Origin of the sequence: Alicyclobacillus fodiniaquatilis (genome assembly GCF_042678105.1) — a bacterium.
Classification (GTDB): Bacteria; Bacillota; Bacilli; order Alicyclobacillales; family Alicyclobacillaceae; genus Alicyclobacillus; species Alicyclobacillus fodiniaquatilis.
This window is the reverse complement of the sequence record NZ_JBHUCX010000004.1, coordinates 185,559-201,749: the sequence shown is the minus strand read 5'-3', so window position 1 is coordinate 201,749 and position 16,191 is coordinate 185,559. Positions and strand designations below refer to the sequence as shown.

19 protein-coding genes are annotated in these 16,191 nt (G+C 51.6%); 4 read left to right on the top strand and 15 right to left on the bottom strand.

Annotated features, from left to right (window positions below):
• Positions 1-108: 108 nt before the first annotated feature.
• Both ACFSB2_RS01630 and ACFSB2_RS01625 read right to left on the bottom strand, forming a co-directional pair.
• Positions 109-552, bottom strand: a complete 444-nt coding sequence (locus ACFSB2_RS01630; RefSeq protein ID WP_377940811.1) for a redoxin domain-containing protein — start codon at positions 550-552, stop codon at positions 109-111.
• A gap of 38 nt (positions 553-590) precedes the next feature.
• Entirely contained in the window at positions 591-1,124 is a 534-nt protein-coding gene (locus ACFSB2_RS01625; protein ID WP_377940810.1) for a peroxiredoxin, read from the bottom strand.
• 127 nt (positions 1,125-1,251) lie between these two features.
• Here ACFSB2_RS01625 and ACFSB2_RS01620 point away from each other — a divergent pair, with 127 nt between their 5' ends.
• Positions 1,252-1,527 (top strand): hypothetical protein, encoded by a 276-nt coding sequence (locus tag ACFSB2_RS01620; protein ID WP_377940809.1) that lies wholly within the window; start codon positions 1,252-1,254, stop codon positions 1,525-1,527.
• A 139-nt stretch (positions 1,528-1,666) separates the two neighbouring features.
• Here the strand turns inward: ACFSB2_RS01620 and ACFSB2_RS01615 are convergent, their stop codons facing one another.
• The 12 genes from ACFSB2_RS01615 to ACFSB2_RS01560 all read right to left on the bottom strand — a co-directional run bounded on the left by ACFSB2_RS01615 (position 1,667) and on the right by ACFSB2_RS01560 (position 11,560).
• Positions 1,667-2,101, bottom strand: a complete 435-nt coding sequence (locus ACFSB2_RS01615; protein WP_377940862.1) for an RrF2 family transcriptional regulator — start codon at positions 2,099-2,101, stop codon at positions 1,667-1,669.
• 68 nt (positions 2,102-2,169) lie between these two features.
• Positions 2,170-2,481: a non-heme iron oxygenase ferredoxin subunit gene (locus tag ACFSB2_RS01610; protein ID WP_377940808.1), complete on the bottom strand. Its 312-nt coding sequence runs from the start codon at positions 2,479-2,481 to the stop codon at positions 2,170-2,172.
• Between the two features lie 57 nt (positions 2,482-2,538).
• Positions 2,539-3,936, bottom strand: a complete 1,398-nt coding sequence (gene sufB / locus ACFSB2_RS01605) for a Fe-S cluster assembly protein SufB (protein ID WP_377940807.1) — start codon at positions 3,934-3,936, stop codon at positions 2,539-2,541.
• Between the two features lie 64 nt (positions 3,937-4,000).
• On the bottom strand, positions 4,001-4,423 hold the full coding sequence (gene sufU / locus ACFSB2_RS01600) for a Fe-S cluster assembly sulfur transfer protein SufU (RefSeq protein WP_377940806.1): 423 nt from the start codon (positions 4,421-4,423) through the stop codon (positions 4,001-4,003).
• Positions 4,410-5,642, bottom strand: a complete 1,233-nt coding sequence (locus ACFSB2_RS01595; protein ID WP_377940805.1) for a cysteine desulfurase — start codon at positions 5,640-5,642, stop codon at positions 4,410-4,412. Before ACFSB2_RS01595 ends, sufU begins: the two co-directional genes overlap by 14 nt.
• Positions 5,639-6,916 (bottom strand): SufB/SufD family protein, encoded by a 1,278-nt coding sequence (locus ACFSB2_RS01590; protein WP_377940803.1) that lies wholly within the window; start codon positions 6,914-6,916, stop codon positions 5,639-5,641. The genes ACFSB2_RS01595 and ACFSB2_RS01590 overlap by 4 nt, the downstream gene beginning before the upstream one ends.
• Positions 6,917-6,931: 15 nt before the next feature.
• Positions 6,932-7,717: a Fe-S cluster assembly ATPase SufC gene (sufC, locus tag ACFSB2_RS01585; RefSeq protein WP_377940801.1), complete on the bottom strand. Its 786-nt coding sequence runs from the start codon at positions 7,715-7,717 to the stop codon at positions 6,932-6,934.
• Between the two features lie 276 nt (positions 7,718-7,993).
• Positions 7,994-8,302 (bottom strand): metal-sulfur cluster assembly factor, encoded by a 309-nt coding sequence (locus ACFSB2_RS01580; RefSeq protein WP_377940800.1) that lies wholly within the window; start codon positions 8,300-8,302, stop codon positions 7,994-7,996.
• A gap of 44 nt (positions 8,303-8,346) precedes the next feature.
• Positions 8,347-9,462, bottom strand: coding sequence for an alanine dehydrogenase (gene ald / locus ACFSB2_RS01575; RefSeq protein ID WP_377940861.1), 1,116 nt, complete (start codon positions 9,460-9,462; stop codon positions 8,347-8,349).
• Between the two features lie 106 nt (positions 9,463-9,568).
• Positions 9,569-9,835: a hypothetical protein gene (locus tag ACFSB2_RS01570; RefSeq protein WP_377940799.1), complete on the bottom strand. Its 267-nt coding sequence runs from the start codon at positions 9,833-9,835 to the stop codon at positions 9,569-9,571.
• Between the two features lie 164 nt (positions 9,836-9,999).
• Positions 10,000-11,013, bottom strand: coding sequence for a hypothetical protein (locus ACFSB2_RS01565; RefSeq protein ID WP_377940797.1), 1,014 nt, complete (start codon positions 11,011-11,013; stop codon positions 10,000-10,002).
• Positions 11,006-11,560 (bottom strand): sigma-70 family RNA polymerase sigma factor, encoded by a 555-nt coding sequence (locus ACFSB2_RS01560; RefSeq protein ID WP_377940795.1) that lies wholly within the window; start codon positions 11,558-11,560, stop codon positions 11,006-11,008. Before ACFSB2_RS01560 ends, ACFSB2_RS01565 begins: the two co-directional genes overlap by 8 nt.
• Before the next feature lie 159 nt (positions 11,561-11,719).
• Between ACFSB2_RS01560 and ACFSB2_RS01555 the strand changes: the two genes are divergently transcribed.
• Positions 11,720-12,784 (top strand): quinone-dependent dihydroorotate dehydrogenase, encoded by a 1,065-nt coding sequence (locus ACFSB2_RS01555; protein WP_377940794.1) that lies wholly within the window; start codon positions 11,720-11,722, stop codon positions 12,782-12,784.
• Between the two features lie 114 nt (positions 12,785-12,898).
• Here ACFSB2_RS01555 and fabI read toward each other — a convergent pair whose 3' ends face one another.
• The gene (gene fabI, locus ACFSB2_RS01550) at positions 12,899-13,669 is read right to left on the bottom strand and encodes an enoyl-ACP reductase FabI (protein WP_377940793.1); all 771 of its coding nucleotides are present in this window, start codon (positions 13,667-13,669) and stop codon (positions 12,899-12,901) included.
• Positions 13,670-13,837: 168 nt separating this feature from the next.
• Here fabI and ACFSB2_RS01545 point away from each other — a divergent pair, with 168 nt between their 5' ends.
• The gene (locus ACFSB2_RS01545) at positions 13,838-14,446 is read left to right on the top strand and encodes a superoxide dismutase (protein ID WP_377940792.1); all 609 of its coding nucleotides are present in this window, start codon (positions 13,838-13,840) and stop codon (positions 14,444-14,446) included.
• Between the two features lie 277 nt (positions 14,447-14,723).
• On the top strand, positions 14,724-16,151 hold the full coding sequence (locus ACFSB2_RS01540; protein WP_377940791.1) for a hypothetical protein: 1,428 nt from the start codon (positions 14,724-14,726) through the stop codon (positions 16,149-16,151).
• Positions 16,152-16,191: the final 40 nt, after the last annotated feature.

Here is a 16,191-nt window from a genome sequence, read left to right as displayed (position 1 = left end):
GGAGATTAGTGTAATCCTGCCAATGACACGTGTCAATCGTGGAAAGAAAGCTAAAGGACGCCCGCTTGGGCGCCCCTCATCTTGCAAAGAGCAAGTTCTAACTTAGCGTCATGCAAGTCCGAGCGCTTCCCGCAACTTGGGTTCCACTTTTTGAAAACCTTTATCGCCAGCTGCGCGGAACTTTAACGCGCCATCTGTGCCAAAGATAAAGAATGCAGGGGCGAACTCGTTCTCAAAGCGCCCAGCAATCGCATGTTGGTTGTCAACCGCACATGGCTGTGTGATGCCGTATTTTTCAATGTCCTGCTCAACACGTGCCACATTTGTGTCCTCTTCCATGCGCGGCATGTGAATCGCCACCGTCTGAAGACCATGTGCGCCGTATTCGTCACGAAGGCGAACCACTTCAGGCATCGTCTCGTGACAGATATGGCAAGACACCGCCCAAAAATGGACAAATGTGACCTTGCCTTCAGCAAGTTTGGGTTCGCCATTAAACCACTGTGTTGCACCCTCTAGGCTCGGCATCGACGTGCCCAAGCGCATAGGCATTGTTCATCACCTCGTCCAATCGACTTCCCCAACTCGACTTACAGTGTAGCTTGACCAGGCTTCCAGTTGGCTGGGCACAATCCGCCAGATTGCAATGCTTCCAGCACACGCAGGGTTTCATCGACACTGCGGCCAATGTTCAAGTCATGCACAACTTGGTAAGACAGCGTACCTTCAGGATCAATGATGAACAGTCCGCGCAAAGCCGTGCCTTCTTCTTCAATCAAGACATCGTAGTTGCGTGCGACGGTCTTGGTGAAATCAGAAGCGAGTGGGTAATCGAGGCCGCCAAGACCATTCTGGTCTTTCGGTGTGTTAATCCAAGCCTTATGGCTATGTACACTGTCGGTGCTCACACCCAACACTTCTGCGTCGAGATCCTTGAATTCTTGCAGACGGTCATTCATTGCGATGATTTCGGTCGGGCAAACGAACGTAAAATCGAGCGGATAGAAGAAAAGAACAAGCCATTTTCCCTTGTAGTCCGCAAGACGAACACGCTCGCTCAATGTTTCCATATTCTTCGTGGACACCATGTCAAAGTCTGGTGCTGGACGACCAACTAACGGCATAAGAAACCCTCCTTTGAATATGTGCAAACTGGCAATATAGCACACAACCCATTATACTATTACAGTAGATGCAGCTTCAATCTTTCTAAAACTTGTGCGACCACCGACGAAGGAGATGAATCCACATATGGACACTTATCGCTCTGAGGCCTGGAGCAACGCACACTTTCTGGTCAATGAATTTCTGACCCAATTGCTCAATCGCGTCCGCGATAACGGTTATAATCCCAGTTTGCATATTTCCTATGATCAGGAAGAACACCAATTGCGATTGGATCCCATCATCTTAAATAAACACGATGATATCAAGCAAATTTACCTGCAGTATGTTGAAGCGTGCAACACGCGAGACAACGCCGTGGAGGAAATACAATCCCTGCCCAAACTCGATTTGGGATTCTAGGACGCCATCTTTATAAGCAGCACTGGGTACTACGCCAAATTTCAAAAGCAATACATCCACAAAAAACATCTTGAAGCACTTGTACGAATCCGCCTCAAGATGTTTTTATCTTGAATAATGATGTGGTGCAAGCCTGCCGTTATACGCGCAAAGGCACTTCATCATGCATGACTTCCGCCAATGTCAACTTGTCAAGCGCTTCGGTCAAAGCGATGGTCACACGCAACCAAACACTGCGCGTATGACACCCCTGATACAAATCGCAGATGTTTTCCGGAGAATCCCCTTCACCCTCCGTGATACAGTTGATAGGGGATAAAGAACCTTCCAACACGCGGACAATAGAACCAATGGAAATCTCTTCTGCCCTGCGGCTCAAACGGTAGCCGCCACCAGCGCCACGCACACTTGTCACTAACCCTGCTCGCCGAAGCTTCACCATAATCTGATCTAAGAACTGCTCAGGAATGGCCTCATTTTCAGAAACCTCGCGAAGTGGCACCGGCCGCTCTACACCAGCCATTTGCGCCAAAGCGACCATCGCACGCAAGCCGTATTCGGTTTTACGGGACACTTTCAAGCCAAACGCCTCCTTCTTTACAGCCCTTGTCTCATTTCAGCTTCAGGTAGGGCGAGACATATTCATTCCTCGTAATCAAGCCAAACTGCGCCATCGCGAATCTCGACGTCGTACGTCTGAACCGGCATCACACAAGGAAATGCAACAGCTTGCCCAGTGCGAACATCAAATTTACCGCCATGTTTGGGACAAGCCACGACATGCTCCTGAAGCGTGCCCGAACTTAACGATTGGGCAGCATGTGTGCAAATATCCGACGTGGCGTAAAAACCATCTTCAAGGCGATACAGCGCCAAGTCATCCTCGTCCAACGGGATTTGCATCATCTCGCCAATTGCGATGTCGTCCACTTGCGCTACCTTGATCCAAGCCATCATGGTCACCTCAATCAACAACAGCGCGCCCAGACGAGCTGGGCGCACACATCTTTCTTAACCGATGGAACCTTCCATCTCGAATTTGATCAACCGGTTCATTTCCACCGCATATTCCATTGGCAATTCACGCGTAAACGGCTCAATGAAGCCCATGACAATCATGCGTGTCGCTTCCTCTTCCGAAATGCCGCGGCTCATCAGGTAAAACAGTTGATCCTCACTGACCTTGGAAACCGATGCTTCGTGCTCCAATGTCACGTCATCATTCATGATCTCGTTGTACGGAATGGTGTCCGACGTCGAATCGTCATCGAGAATCAGCGTGTCGCACTTGATGTTCGCCTTCGAATTGCGCGCGTTTGGCGCAAAACTGGCCAATCCGCGATAAGTCGTCTTGCCGCCATGCTTGCTGATGGACTTCGAAACGATGGTAGAAGTCGTGTTCGGCGCATTGTGAACGACCTTCGCGCCTGCGTCCTGATGTTGTCCTCGACCGCCTACTGCGATGGACAGCACCATCGCCTTGGCGCCCTCTCCCTGCATGTACACCGACGGATATTTCATCGTCAGCTTGGAGCCGATGTTGCCATCAACCCATTCCATCGTGGCGTCCTTTTCGGCAATTGCCCGCTTGGTCACCAGGTTGTAGATATTCGGCGCCCAGTTTTGGATGGTTGTGTAGCGACAGCGCGCGCGATCCTTGACAATGATTTCAACAACCGCGCTGTGCAGCGAATTGGTGCTGTACACTGGCGCCGTACATCCTTCCACGTAGTGGACAAAGCTGTCGTCGTCCGCAATGATGAGCGTCCGCTCAAACTGCCCCATATTCTCGGAATTGATACGGAAGTAGGCCTGCAAAGGCACTTCACAACGAACGCCCTTCGGCACGTAGATAAAGCTGCCGCCACTCCACACAGCGCTGTTCAACGCGGCAAATTTGTTGTCCTCCGGTGGAATGACCGTGCCAAAGTACTGTTTAAAAATCTCAGGGTGCTCTCTCAAAGCCGTGTCGGTATCAGAGAAAATGACGCCCATTTTCTGCAGATCCTCGCGCATCGAGTGGTAGACCACTTCTGACTCGTACTGCGCTGACACACCAGCCAAGAACTTCTGCTCCGCTTCAGGAATGCCGAGTTTGTCAAACGTGTTCTTGATTTCTTCCGGCACTTCTTCCCACGTTTTTCCCTGCCGCTCAGACGGTTTTACATAATATGTGATGTCGTCAAAATTGAGTTCACTCAAATCGCCGCCCCAGTTGGGCATGCCTTTTTCAAAGAAAATATCGAGCGAACGCAGGCGAAAATCGGTCATCCACCCCGGTTCGTTTTTCATCATCGAGATCTCTTCGACCGTTTTGCGAGTTAAGCCTTTTTCAAATTTGACAACAGAGACGTCCTTGTCGCGAAAGCCATACTGGTATTCTTCCATTTCAGGCAACGCTTTTGCCATCTTGAAACAACCTCCCTATTGTGAAAATAAAGTCGGCGCCTTTGCGACGCGTCATCCGCCAAAATTATTCTGCGCTGCTGGCCGCACGCTCAAGCGCTTGCCACGCCAACGTCGCGCATTTGATGCGAGCAGGAAATTTGGAAACCCCCTGCAGCGCCTCAAGTTCCCCAAGTGCGTCGAGATCGACATCTTGGCCGGTCATCATCTCGCGAAACTGATGGGACAGGCGCACCGCCGCGTCGATCCCCTGCCCTTTGATGGCCTCTGTCATCATGGATGCGGAAGCCATCGATATCGAGCAACCGGTCCCCTTGAAACGCACATCTTGCACGATCCCGTTTTCAACCACCATCTGCAGTGTAATTTCGTCGCCGCAGCTTGGATTGCGCAAATCGACGGAGACCGTCTCTTGTTCCAGCGTTCCCTGATTGCGCGGGTGCTGGTAGTGATCCATAATCACCTGACGATACAAATCATCCAATTGCATGACCGAAGAACTCCTTCGCTTGTTGTAGGGCACCTACGAGTGCGTCGATGTCGTTCTCGGTGTTATATAAATAAAAGCTCGCACGCGCTGTCGCAGGAACGTCGAGTATGCGCATCAGCGGTTGTGCGCAATGATGGCCAGCGCGCACCGCAACCCCTGCTGCGTCCAACACGGTCGCGACATCATGCGGATGCACACCGCGCAGGTTGAAAGTGACTAAGCCCCCACGTTCGACGCCTGGCCCTGGGCCATACACGTCGATTCCCTCCATATCAGACAACCGCGCCATCGCAAGTTGCGCCAAATGCATATCGTGACGTTGAACCTCTTCCATGCCGATTGCCGTCAAGTAATCGACCGCTGCGCCTAATCCGATGGCGCCCGCGATGATTGGCGTACCGCCTTCAAACTTCCACGGCGCCTCTTTCCACGTAGACTGGTGCAGTTCAACGATATCAATCATCTCACCACCAAAATACGTCGGTTCCATCTCGGCGAGCAATGACGCTTTGCCATATAATACGCCAACCCCTGTGGGGCCGCACATTTTGTGCCCAGAGAACGCCAGGAAATCACAATCGAGCGCCTGCACATCCACAGGCATGTGCGGCACGCTCTGGGCGCCGTCCACCACGATGATCGCGCCATGCGCATGCGCGATTTCGGCAAACTGTTGAATCGGGTGAATCGTGCCAAGCACGTTGGAAACCTGCGCCACAGCGACCAGCTTTGTCTTGTCCGTGACTGTAGCGGCGAAATCCTCCACCCGAATGGTGCCGTCCGCTTGCAGCGGCAGATATTTGAGTGTCGCGCCCGTGACACGGGCCACCTGCTGCCATGGAATGAGGTTGCTATGGTGCTCGCTTGGCGACAGGACAATCTCATCCCCTGCCTGCAGTCGCAAGCGGGCATACCCATATGCGATCATGTTCAGCGATTCAGTTGTACCACGCGTGAACACCACTTGGCTTGAAGATGGCGCATGAATGAACGCGGCGACCTTCTCGCGCGCCCCTTCATACGACTCCGTCGCCCGATTGCCGAGTGTATGTACACCACGGTGGACATTCGAATTCTCATGCTGATAATACTGTTCAATTGCGGAAAGCACCTGACGCGGTTTTTGCGACGTCGCAGCACTGTCCAAGTAGACCAGTGGGTGCCCGTTTATCTGCTCGTCAAAAATCGGAAAATCATCACGCAGCGATTGGATGTTCATCGCCCGAGCTCCCTTTCGATCCGCCCAGTCACAAGTTGACGTACAGACTCACTGGGCAAAGCTTCAACTGACTCGTGCAAATAGCCCCAGATGATCATCTTTGTGGCTTCTGCCTTGGGAATACCCCGAGACATCAAATAATATATTTGATTTGGATCAATTTTACCGACACTTGCAGCATGTCCGCAACGCTTTACGTCGTTTTCATCAATCAGCAGCATCGGAATGGCGTCTGCTCTCGCTGTGCCGTCGACCATAATCATCCGGTCAGATTGCTCGCTGCCAGCTTCCACAGCGCCCTTGACAATCTCTGTGCGGCTGCGATAGATGCTGTTCGCCCTGTCGCACAGCACGTTGTGCATGATGATTTCGCTCTCCGTATTGCGGCCTTCGTGCACCATGCTGGCAGTTAAATCAATGTGCTCACGGCCATAACCAAGACCGATAACGCGCGTTTGTGACTGTGCCCCTGCGCCTTTGAGCACACTTTCAACGAGCTCAACCGCAAAACCGTCGCTGACATCGCTGACAAGCCATTCAACCTGCGCATCCTTATGGAGTTCAGCGCGACGTGTCAAAAAGTAAGTCGGCCCCTTGCCCAGTTCGTCCGCAGTTGCGACAGAGACGCGGCTCCCTTGCTTGGCAACCACTTCAATCACGTGGCTGTTTGTGACTTTCTGCCGCCCTGAAGCGACAAACGAAGTTTCAATGACCTTCACATCAGCCAACTCGTCTGCCACGATGAGACTTCTCGGATAGCTCCCAGCGGCATCAGCGGAAATGGCGTGCACAACTTCAAACGGCACCTCCAACTGTAAACCGCGCGGCACATACAAGAAGATGCCGCCTGCAAACAACGCCAGGTTCAAAGCGCTCCATTTGCTCTCTGCCTTTGTCACCACAGTCGCAAAGTGCTTTTTGAACAGATCCGCATGCTTTTCCGCAGCACTGTGAATATCTGTGAAAATCACGCCTTGTTGTGCCAGTTCCAGCGGCACTTTCAGCTCAACCAAATGCCCATCGGCAAACAGCGCAATCGGATGAGACACGCCAGTGACATACTCGCTTGCTTCAGCCGCTGGCTTGGCAGATGCAGCGGCAAACGTGCCCGTCTCCCATCCACGCTTGCGCAAGTCGGTTTTTTCCAGACGCGGTTCAGGCATCGTATCAAATTGCTGCCATGCCTGCTCCCGGATTTCTTGCAGCCATGTCGGCTCATGAAATGTTGAACTTACGGAATGCACTTGGAGCGATACCGTATTCGCTTCAGCCACCTAAGGTCCCCTCCTTTACGCTTCAACCTCGACAGTTTCCTCTTCGATGCCCAGCTCCGCTTTGAGCCAATCGTAACCTTTCGCCTCAAGCTCTTCAGCCAATTTGGCATCGCCAGACTTGACAATCCGCCCTTGCATCATGACGTGGACGTAATCTGGCACGATGTAGTTCAGCAAACGCTGGTAGTGCGTGATGACAAGGAAGCCAATCTTGTCTGATTTCACTTCGTTTACGCCGTTCGCGACAATTTTCAACGCATCGATATCAAGCCCCGAGTCGATTTCGTCCAAAATGGCAATGCGCGGTTCCAACATCGACATTTGCAGGATCTCGTTGCGCTTTTTTTCACCGCCGGAAAATCCTTCATTCAAATAGCGTTCAGCAAAAACAGGGTCAATGTTCAACTTCTTCATTTTTTCCTGCAATGTCCGGTGAAACTTCAAAACAGGCAGTTCGTTGCCTTCACCCAAGCGGGCGTTCAAAGCCTGACGCATAAAATTGGCATTCGACACACCAGGAACTTCAGAAGGATACTGCATGGCTAAAAACAAACCCGCGCGTGCGCGTTCATCTGTCGCCATTTCCAAAATATCTTCGCCGTCGAGCTCAACGCGGCCAGCGGTTACTTCGTAGTGTGGATGTCCCATCAATGCAGAAGCCAAGGTGCTTTTTCCCGTTCCATTTGGTCCCATCACAGCGTGAATCTCGCCGCCGTTTATCTGTAGGTTCAAACCTTTTAGGATTTCCTTGCCTTCTACACTGACATGCAAGTCCTCAATTTTGAATACTGGCTTTGCCATGTCTATCAACCTCGCAGTTCATCTATGATAATTTAATGTTGACTCATTCGGTCATGTATTACTCAGTCAGCGTAACAACAGTTGTGGAAAAATGCAAGTTTTCGACTTCAACGCTTGTCTGATGCTCCGATTGACTTGTATGTTCCTGGTTTTGCTGGTGCGGGATCCGTCAGGGCGGTCTATCCAGCGATTTACGGCAGGCCACCAAAGACTGGCAACCTGCCGATGTGCCCTTCGCCCATTTTTGCGCCCGTTGGAGACAGAATCAAACAGAGATCAAAAGAGGTACTTGAAGACCAGTTTCGCCTCTTCACTCATCATTTCCTTATCCCATGGCGGATCGAACGTCAATTCCACGTCCACTTCCTCGACCCCTTCCAGGGATGTGAGGCGTTCCACGATTTCCTCTTTGATCTCGTCATACAGCGGGCACCCCATCGTGGTCAACGTCATAGTGACGATGATTTTTCGCCCCGCATCCTCAATCGCGATATCATAAACCATCCCGAGGTTGACGATGTCAATTTGAATTTCTGGATCTAATACTTCAGACAACATATTGCGCACGAGTTCTTCGGTTACCATACCCTCACCTCTCCTCGATAATGAATGAAGACGCCTAAACTCAATTACAACAGCCCGGCAATATCATGATAAGGCAGTTGCAGCGCTTCGGCGACCGCCTGATAAGTTACTTTGCCTTGATAGACGTTTATTCCTTTCGCCAAAGCCGCATCTGCTTTGGCCGCCGCGGCCGCACCGACATTCGCCAAGCGCAGCGCATAAGGAATGGTCACATTGGTCAGCGCCAGTGTCGATGTCCGCGGCACGGCGCCAGGCATATTCGCGACAGAGTAGTGAAGTACGCCGTACTTTTCGTAGACGGGGTCGCTGTGCGTCGTAATTCTGTCAATCGTGGCAATGGAACCCCCTTGGTCGATGGCGACGTCGACGATGACACTCCCCTTATTCATCCCTTGCACCATCTCTGCGCTGACAATTTTAGGCGCCCGCGCGCCGGGGACCAACACGGCGCCCACCAACAAGTCGGCGCCAAGCAGGTTCTCGCGCAAGTTGTAGGCATTCGACATCACCGTCTTCAACCGTCCGTTGAACAGCTCGTCCAATTCGCGCAACCGCTGTGGATTGCTGTCCAGAATGGTGACATCTGCCCCCATGCCCACCGCAATGCGCGCAGCATTGGTGCCGACAATGCCGCCACCGACAATCACCACGCGCGCCGGGTGCACACCTGGGACACCCGCCAAAAGCACCCCTTGTCCACCGTGCGCCTTTTCCAGAAAATGCGCGCCAATTTGGATAGACATCCGTCCGGCCACTTCAGACATGGGCGTCAAAAGCGGCAAGCTTCTATCCAACAGTTGGACCGTCTCATAAGCGATGGCCGTCACGCCAGTTTCCATCAAAGCGCGGGTTAATTCCGGTTCTGGCGCCAAGTGCAGATACGTGAACAAGGTGAGATCAGACTTGAAATAAGCATATTCAGAGGCAAGTGGCTCTTTTACTTTCATGACCATATCGGCAGCACGCCAGGTGGAAGCGGCGTCCTCCACAATGGTTGCACCGGCGGCGACGAAATCCTCATCTTGAAAGCCGCTGCCCACACCAGCGCCTGTTTCGATCAGCACTTCGTGTTTTGCCTCACTGAGCGCATGCACGCCGGCAGGTGTAATGGCGACTCGATTCTCGTTGTTTTTGATTTCTTTAGGTACACCAATTTTCACGTCGGTTCCCCGTCCTTTCCCCCGATGCAGCCCGTTCAATTTGGGCATTGTCCGCTCCTAGTGTAGATCTGCCGGCAGCGAAACGCAACGAACAGGAACAAGCAGGTTATTCACCCGCCTGCTCCTCTGCAATTCGTTTGACGCGCACTCTTCGCGCTTTTGCGCCAGCACTTTGCGAAATGGCCTCAGGGTGCGCTTCTAGCCATGTTTTGATTGGCAGCACATCACTGGGGGCAATCCGCCAAGTTCGCTCGTTGTAGATGAACGACTCACCAGAAAGCTCATCGCGTTGAGCCTCGACGGCGTTGCGCACCGCCTCCACAGAGACATGCAGCATATCCGCCAACTCGGCCAAGCTAAATCTCGTCGTCATAGTGATTGAAACTCCTTAAACCGTCCGCCATGCGTGATGCATCCCGCACCAGCAGAATCATGAAGAAGCCAGTCCAATCAAGGCATCACGGATGGCGCCACACCAAGGTGCCATATTATTTTCAAGGTAGAACAACCGCATCCTAAGTCTCCCCAACCATCACTTTACGATGTTTGCTGTGGGTCATCAATGATGATGACATGCGGTGTGCGACTGAAAAAGTCTGAACTCATGTCTGACAAAACGACAAAATTCACTTTGACAGTCTGATTGGGCTTGACGACGGTCGGCCAGGTGTCATCTGCCGACTGCGGTGTCACATGGTACATGAAACGAATACTATTCTGCGACACAAAGCTCTGCTTATCCGATGAAGCAAACCAGATGACCGCCAGAACATTGTGTAAATCTATCGTCTTCTTGGTGGTATTCGTCAACTTGGCATTGACCTGCACAGACTGTTGCCCATTGCCCAAATCATACGGCTGCACATACAAATCGTTCTCGTTGACTGCCAACCCGCTCCGCTTCCAGACGGTGTCCGCCTGACTGGGCGCGACCAGATGTGAAGCATAAAACGACAGATGAGGCACTTCTGTCAGTTGATCTCCGCTGCCGGAGCGCAACACGCTCCCAGATGGATGGAACCACCATTTGACCGTTTGTCCAGGTTGAATGGTTTGGTTTGGACCGTTGACAATGGTGATCCAATTTTCTTGATTTGGCGTTGACTTCGGTGAGAACGACAAAACGCCGAACATATCTGCAGATGCGACCGGTTGATTCGAAGTGTTCTTCAGTTCCGCCAACACTTCGCCATCCTTCCAGGGATCGCCAGGGTGTGTGCCAATGTGCATATCCACAATTTGAACAGGCGCTTGCGCCAGGCCAAACTCAGTGGATGATGCATTATACGGAACCCTTTTGGCCGTTGTCACCGGCGCTTGCTGGTGCTGTTGTTTTTGATCCACCATGAAAGCGCAAAACAAACCAGCGGCGACCAGACTGCTCACCATCGCCGTATAACGCCCCCACAAGCGCCTTTTGCGCCCTTTTGGCACAGGCGTTTGCGCTGCTCGAACCTCTGTCAATATACGTGCTCTCAACTCATCACGAAAGGGGACGTCTGTCAGTTGTTTCATCAAATCGCGCATTTCCTGATCCTCAGAATCAACCATTCTCTCTCATCCCCTCTTCGCTGAGTGCGTTTTTCAATAGTTGTCTCCCCCGATGCAGTCGCGTGCGAACCGATTGTTCGCTGATGCCCAACACCTGCGCGACTTCCTGGCCACTCAAATCTCTCTGATAATATAGCACAACAACTTCACGGTACTTTTCTGGCAATTGATGCACCACCCGCCATAATCGATCCCGCTCTAATTTATTTGCCACTTGCGCTGCTGTATCTGACACGGACATGGCCTCAAATGCAGTGCCGTCATCCGCGATTTCATGTTTGGCGCTCCATGAGCGCAGATAGTCTTTACAGCGATTGGCCGTAATGGACAACAGCCACGTTTTGACTGAACTTTCCCCTTGAAATGTCGCCATATTGCGCCACGCCCGAAGAAACACATCTTGCGCGATGTCTTCCGCCTTATGGAAACTGTGCACATACGAATACGCGAGATGCACAACATCTTGGCCATAAGCGCTCATCCACTCTTCTAGTTGGACAACACCGTCTAAAGACTCTGCTGGGCCCGTTTGACTCGCTTTCGGCATGCTGATTCCCCTTCTAGAGACCGGTGCCTCGATCATTTAGACGTAGCATGCGTACATTGTGTGACAAAACTGATGACAAGTTTTTAAAACCGATGCACTTCGTCTAAAAACATGCTACACTGTCGTGCAGATTTGATAAAGCCGAAGTTGGAGGTTTTTATGTACTCGCTGGCTCGTGCACTGCTCTTTCAACTCGACGCTGAACGCGCGCATCGCCTCGTCATGCACAATTTGGGGCGCTGGCCGCTGCTGGCAAAACTGGCTGTCTCTCGTTTTGAGGCGCCAGCGACCCTCGAACAAACCATATTGGGACACAGCTTTGCCCATCCAGTTGGCCTTGCCGCTGGTTTGGACAAGGACGGCATTGCCATACGCGGAATGTTCCAATGCGGCTTCTCCAGTGTAGAAGTCGGAACCGTCACACCGTTGCCCCAACCTGGCAACGAACAACCGCGTCTATTCCGCTTAAAACAAGATGAGGCTTTGATCAACCGGATGGGATTCAACAACCACGGGAGCGCGTCATGTGCGGCGCAAATCCGCAAGTTGTCGCAAAGGCCGGGGATCATTGGGGTCAATATTGGGAAAAACAAGATCACGCCAAATGAGTCGGCAGGCGCAGATTATATGAAAGCCCTATTGGACGTGGTTTCTGTCGCCGACTACATCACCGTCAATTTAAGCTCGCCCAATACGCCTGGGCTGCGCGATTTACAAAGCGCTAGCACTGTCAAAGACCTTTGCAAACAACTTGAACCTACTTTGCTCGACAACAATACACCAGTTTTTATAAAGCTTTCCCCAGATCTCAACGAGGAAACACTGATAGATATCATCGAATCCATCAAGACGCTGTCCACGTCGCTCAAAATCGGCATAATCGCCACGAACACCACGGTGACGAGAGAGAATTTGCATAGTCCGGCTCAACATGAGACAGGTGGCCTCAGTGGAAAACCGCTCACCGCGCGCTCTACAAAAGTCATTCAAACCGTCTGGCGCGCTTCTGGCGGACAACTGCCTATCATCGGTTGCGGCGGCATTTTTGACGCTGCAGATGCCTACGAAAAAATCCGCGCAGGCGCCAGTCTGTTGCAAATTTACACCGCATTCATCTACCGTGGCCCAACGGTCGTTCGCGACATTGTATCCGGCTTGGACGAGTTGCTTAAAGCAGATGGATTCAAACACATTTCAGAAGCCGTCGGCTGCGACGTCCGTTGAGCCAAAAACGAGACAGGCCCATCCCACTGCCGCAAGACTGCGGATAGCGAGACAGGCCTGTCTCCATGACGCGCGCAAATTGGACCACGGTGTACCCGCCGACCATTTTGCGCATTACAAACCGATGATATGGTATCCCCCATCGACGTGCAAAACTTCGCCAGTCATGCCACTGCTCAAGTCACTCAAGAGGAAAGCGGTCACATCGCCAACTTCCTTTGCATCGACATTGCGCTTGAGCGGCGCCTTTTCCTCCATCGCATGCAAGACGTCATTAAAGCCGCGCACACCCTTCGCTGCCAATGTGCGAATTGGTCCAGCTGAAATGGCGTTGACACGGATTTGCTCTTTGCCTAAATCTTTCGCAAGATAACGAACACTCGACTCCAATGCCGCTTTCGCCACACCCATGACGTTGTAGTTGTCGACCGCGCGTTCCCCGCCAAGATAGCTCATGGTGACAATACTGCCACCATGCTGCATCAATGTACGCGCCGCGCGCGCGGATGCCACCAGCGAGTAGGCGCTGATATTTTGCGCCAACAAGTAGCCTTCGCGAGAAGTGGCCACATACTCGCCTTGCAAGTCTTCGACATTCGCATGCGCGATGGAGTGCACCACGCCGTCAATGTTGCCGAGTTCACTGCCAAGTTGCGCAAAGGCAGCATCAATGGAGTTGTCATCCGTGACGTTACAATGCACCACCGTCGCCGTGATATCTTCTTCCGCCAGCAACTTGTGAATCTGTTCCCCAGCGCGATCACTATTGTACGTGAATGCCAGCTTGGCGCCGAATTGGGCTGCGCGCATGGCGACGCCCCATCCAATGCTGCGTTTGTTGGCCACGCCCATGATGAGAATCGTTTTTCCTGCTAATATGGTCACGAAATGCCCCTCTTTCCAGACTAGGAATCTTCTTTACATGTATACCATTCAACCAGAACAATCGTAAACATTTAGGGTAATCACCCCGTAGATTCGTTTGGTATTCTCGCTAAATGTGCGTTACAATAATAAGCGAACACATCCAAAATACATAGGGAGGTTTGTCATATGGCACATGAATTGCCAGCACTACCGTACTCTTTTGATGCACTTGAACCCCATATTGACGCGTTGACAATGGAAATTCACCATGACCGTCACCACGCGACATATGTCAACAACCTGAATAACGCTATCAAAGGCGATGCAGCGCTTGAAGCAAAGTCGATTGAAGCATTGATTTCCGACTTGAATTCGGTGCCTGAAAACATCCGCACCGCAGTTCGCAACAACGGCGGCGGTCACGCAAACCACTCGCTGTTTTGGCAAATCTTGAGCCCAACAGGCGGCGGCCAACCGACTGGTAAACTTGCCGAAGCAATTAACAGCACCTTTGGAAGCTTCGACAAATTCAAAGAGGCGTTTGCTGCTGCAGCAACGACTCGTTTTGGCAGCGGTTGGGCATGGCTGGTTGTCGATGGCGGCAAAGTGGCCATCACCAGCACCCCGAACCAAGACAATCCGCTGATGGAAGGGAAAACACCTGTTCTCGGTTTGGATGTTTGGGAACATGCCTACTATTTAAAATATCAAAACAAGCGCCCAGACTACATTGGCGCATTCTGGAACGTCGTCAATTGGGAAGAAGTCAACAAACGTTACGAAGCTGCGCTGTAATCGGCAGTTGTATCTCTGCAAACAAAGGCGTCATCGCTTTTTGCGGTGGCGCCTTTGTTTCATGATCACGACTGGCATGCCACGCTAAGCCGCATTGCTCTTTAGCGGTATAAGCAGGAATCCTGCATAGATGAAGCGATCTTTTGTCGCAGACCAATGTTATGAAGAATATCCCTTTTCTTGCTGTGGTTAAGACAAGCTCCTCTGATTCCTGTACAATTGATCTTGTTTAGGCTTACAATTCTCCCTTTTTATCAAAGCGACAGGAGGTGCGAATGTGACAAAGCAGCTGCCAGCGCGCGCGCAATGGGTGCTTCAAAAGATTGTCATTCCGGCGACCGTCGTTTCGTCTTCCATCTGTATCCTGACAGCCTCTTATTGGTACCACGAGCGGCAGTTAGACCGACAGCTTGCTGAGGCCAGCCCAAAGAAAGCACTTGTCGTGCAGAAACAGACGCCAACGACGCGCCGACCAGCCACCAAACACAAACAGGCTTCGAGCACACATACATCTGTCAAACAAAGTAAACCAACCAATTCAACGACCAAAAAAACGCAGACCGTCACAACAAAGTCTGGCGTCAAAAACAGCGCTACTGTACACGAGACAGCAAATTCAAAGACCAACGACAGTCCAGCAAATCAAAAACAAGCGACACATGACGGTACGCAATCTGCCAAAAAGACACAAACAAATGTTCTGGGCGGCACACTTGCACCGACCAAGCAGGGACAAATCACCAACACCACTGCCGAATCCAGTGTAATTCAATTTGGCACATCACCGCAGACAGCGAATATTTCTACCCCTATGTCAAGCGCCAATGGCGGTAGTTTAACTATACCTAGCGATATTGATAAACATACGTTGCTTGAACTTCCCTTGACGAACGGCGTCATTTGGGCAGTTGTGCAGCCAACACAGTTGGAAGCAAACGGCCAACTCGCTCAAGCGAGCACACCAACACCGTTGTACTACACACCTTATCCAAGCCAAGGTACGGTTAGCCTGGAAGCAGGGGCTGTGACACTCGGCGAAATTCCGACGAGCACCGCCAGCCAACAGTTAGATGCAAACTGGGCGCAAACGCAAGCCACAGAGCAGGAAACAAACACAGCCGAAACCGTCAACAGCGACGAACAGGCAAATCAAATCGCATCCTCATCTGACAATCCGAGCGCTGACCAAGTCACCAATACAGCGAGCAACGGGACGACAGGCACACAACAAAACCAGACCAATCCATCACCGCCGTCCAATGTGGCTTCTGTTACCCATATTTATTTGTTCAGCTTAGAGCGCACCAATGCAGGCGCTGTGATTGTACTAAATCTACAAGATGCTGACGGGGCGCAAAGTAAGGTCGTATATCTATTCAACGAGGCGACAAAATCGATTCAGATGTTAACCCAGTTACCCAATGACGGAGATCAGTTCAGTTGGTTGGCGGTAGGAGAGGATGTCATCTATTGGGGCATTCGTTCAGTCAATCCGGATGATCCAAGCACGTATTCGGAAAAACAGACAGTGTACGATGTCTCAACCGGCCGTACACAGCAAATTTCACTGGGAACTTGGACAAGCACAGCGTACCCGCATCAAAATCAGTTGGTCTTTCAAGTCAAAAACACGACGAGATGGCAGACGTTCACACCTGAAAAAGATAGCACACAGACGAAAAGCACCCCAAGCGCCTCGCGCTAATCCCATCATGATTTCAGCGCACATCGGGCAAACTTCCTTC

Coding starts and splice junctions, on each gene's coding strand:
- ACFSB2_RS01630 (WP_377940811.1), bottom strand. CDS start 552: ATGCCTATGCGCTTGGGCACGTCGATGCCGAGCCTAGAGGGTGCAACA.
- ACFSB2_RS01625 (WP_377940810.1), bottom strand. CDS start 1,124: ATGCCGTTAGTTGGTCGTCCAGCACCAGACTTTGACATGGTGTCCACG.
- ACFSB2_RS01620 (WP_377940809.1), top strand. CDS start 1,252: ATGGACACTTATCGCTCTGAGGCCTGGAGCAACGCACACTTTCTGGTC.
- ACFSB2_RS01610 (WP_377940808.1), bottom strand. CDS start 2,481: ATGGCTTGGATCAAGGTAGCGCAAGTGGACGACATCGCAATTGGCGAG.
- sufB (WP_377940807.1), bottom strand. CDS start 3,936: ATGGCAAAAGCGTTGCCTGAAATGGAAGAATACCAGTATGGCTTTCGC.
- sufU (WP_377940806.1), bottom strand. CDS start 4,423: ATGCAATTGGATGATTTGTATCGTCAGGTGATTATGGATCACTACCAG.
- ACFSB2_RS01595 (WP_377940805.1), bottom strand. CDS start 5,642: ATGAACATCCAATCGCTGCGTGATGATTTTCCGATTTTTGACGAGCAG.
- sufC (WP_377940801.1), bottom strand. CDS start 7,717: ATGGCAAAGCCAGTATTCAAAATTGAGGACTTGCATGTCAGTGTAGAA.
- ACFSB2_RS01580 (WP_377940800.1), bottom strand. CDS start 8,302: ATGGTAACCGAAGAACTCGTGCGCAATATGTTGTCTGAAGTATTAGAT.
- ACFSB2_RS01570 (WP_377940799.1), bottom strand. CDS start 9,835: ATGACGACGAGATTTAGCTTGGCCGAGTTGGCGGATATGCTGCATGTC.
- ACFSB2_RS01565 (WP_377940797.1), bottom strand. CDS start 11,013: ATGGTTGATTCTGAGGATCAGGAAATGCGCGATTTGATGAAACAACTG.
- ACFSB2_RS01560 (WP_377940795.1), bottom strand. CDS start 11,560: ATGCCGAAAGCGAGTCAAACGGGCCCAGCAGAGTCTTTAGACGGTGTT.
- ACFSB2_RS01555 (WP_377940794.1), top strand. CDS start 11,720: ATGTACTCGCTGGCTCGTGCACTGCTCTTTCAACTCGACGCTGAACGC.
- ACFSB2_RS01545 (WP_377940792.1), top strand. CDS start 13,838: ATGGCACATGAATTGCCAGCACTACCGTACTCTTTTGATGCACTTGAA.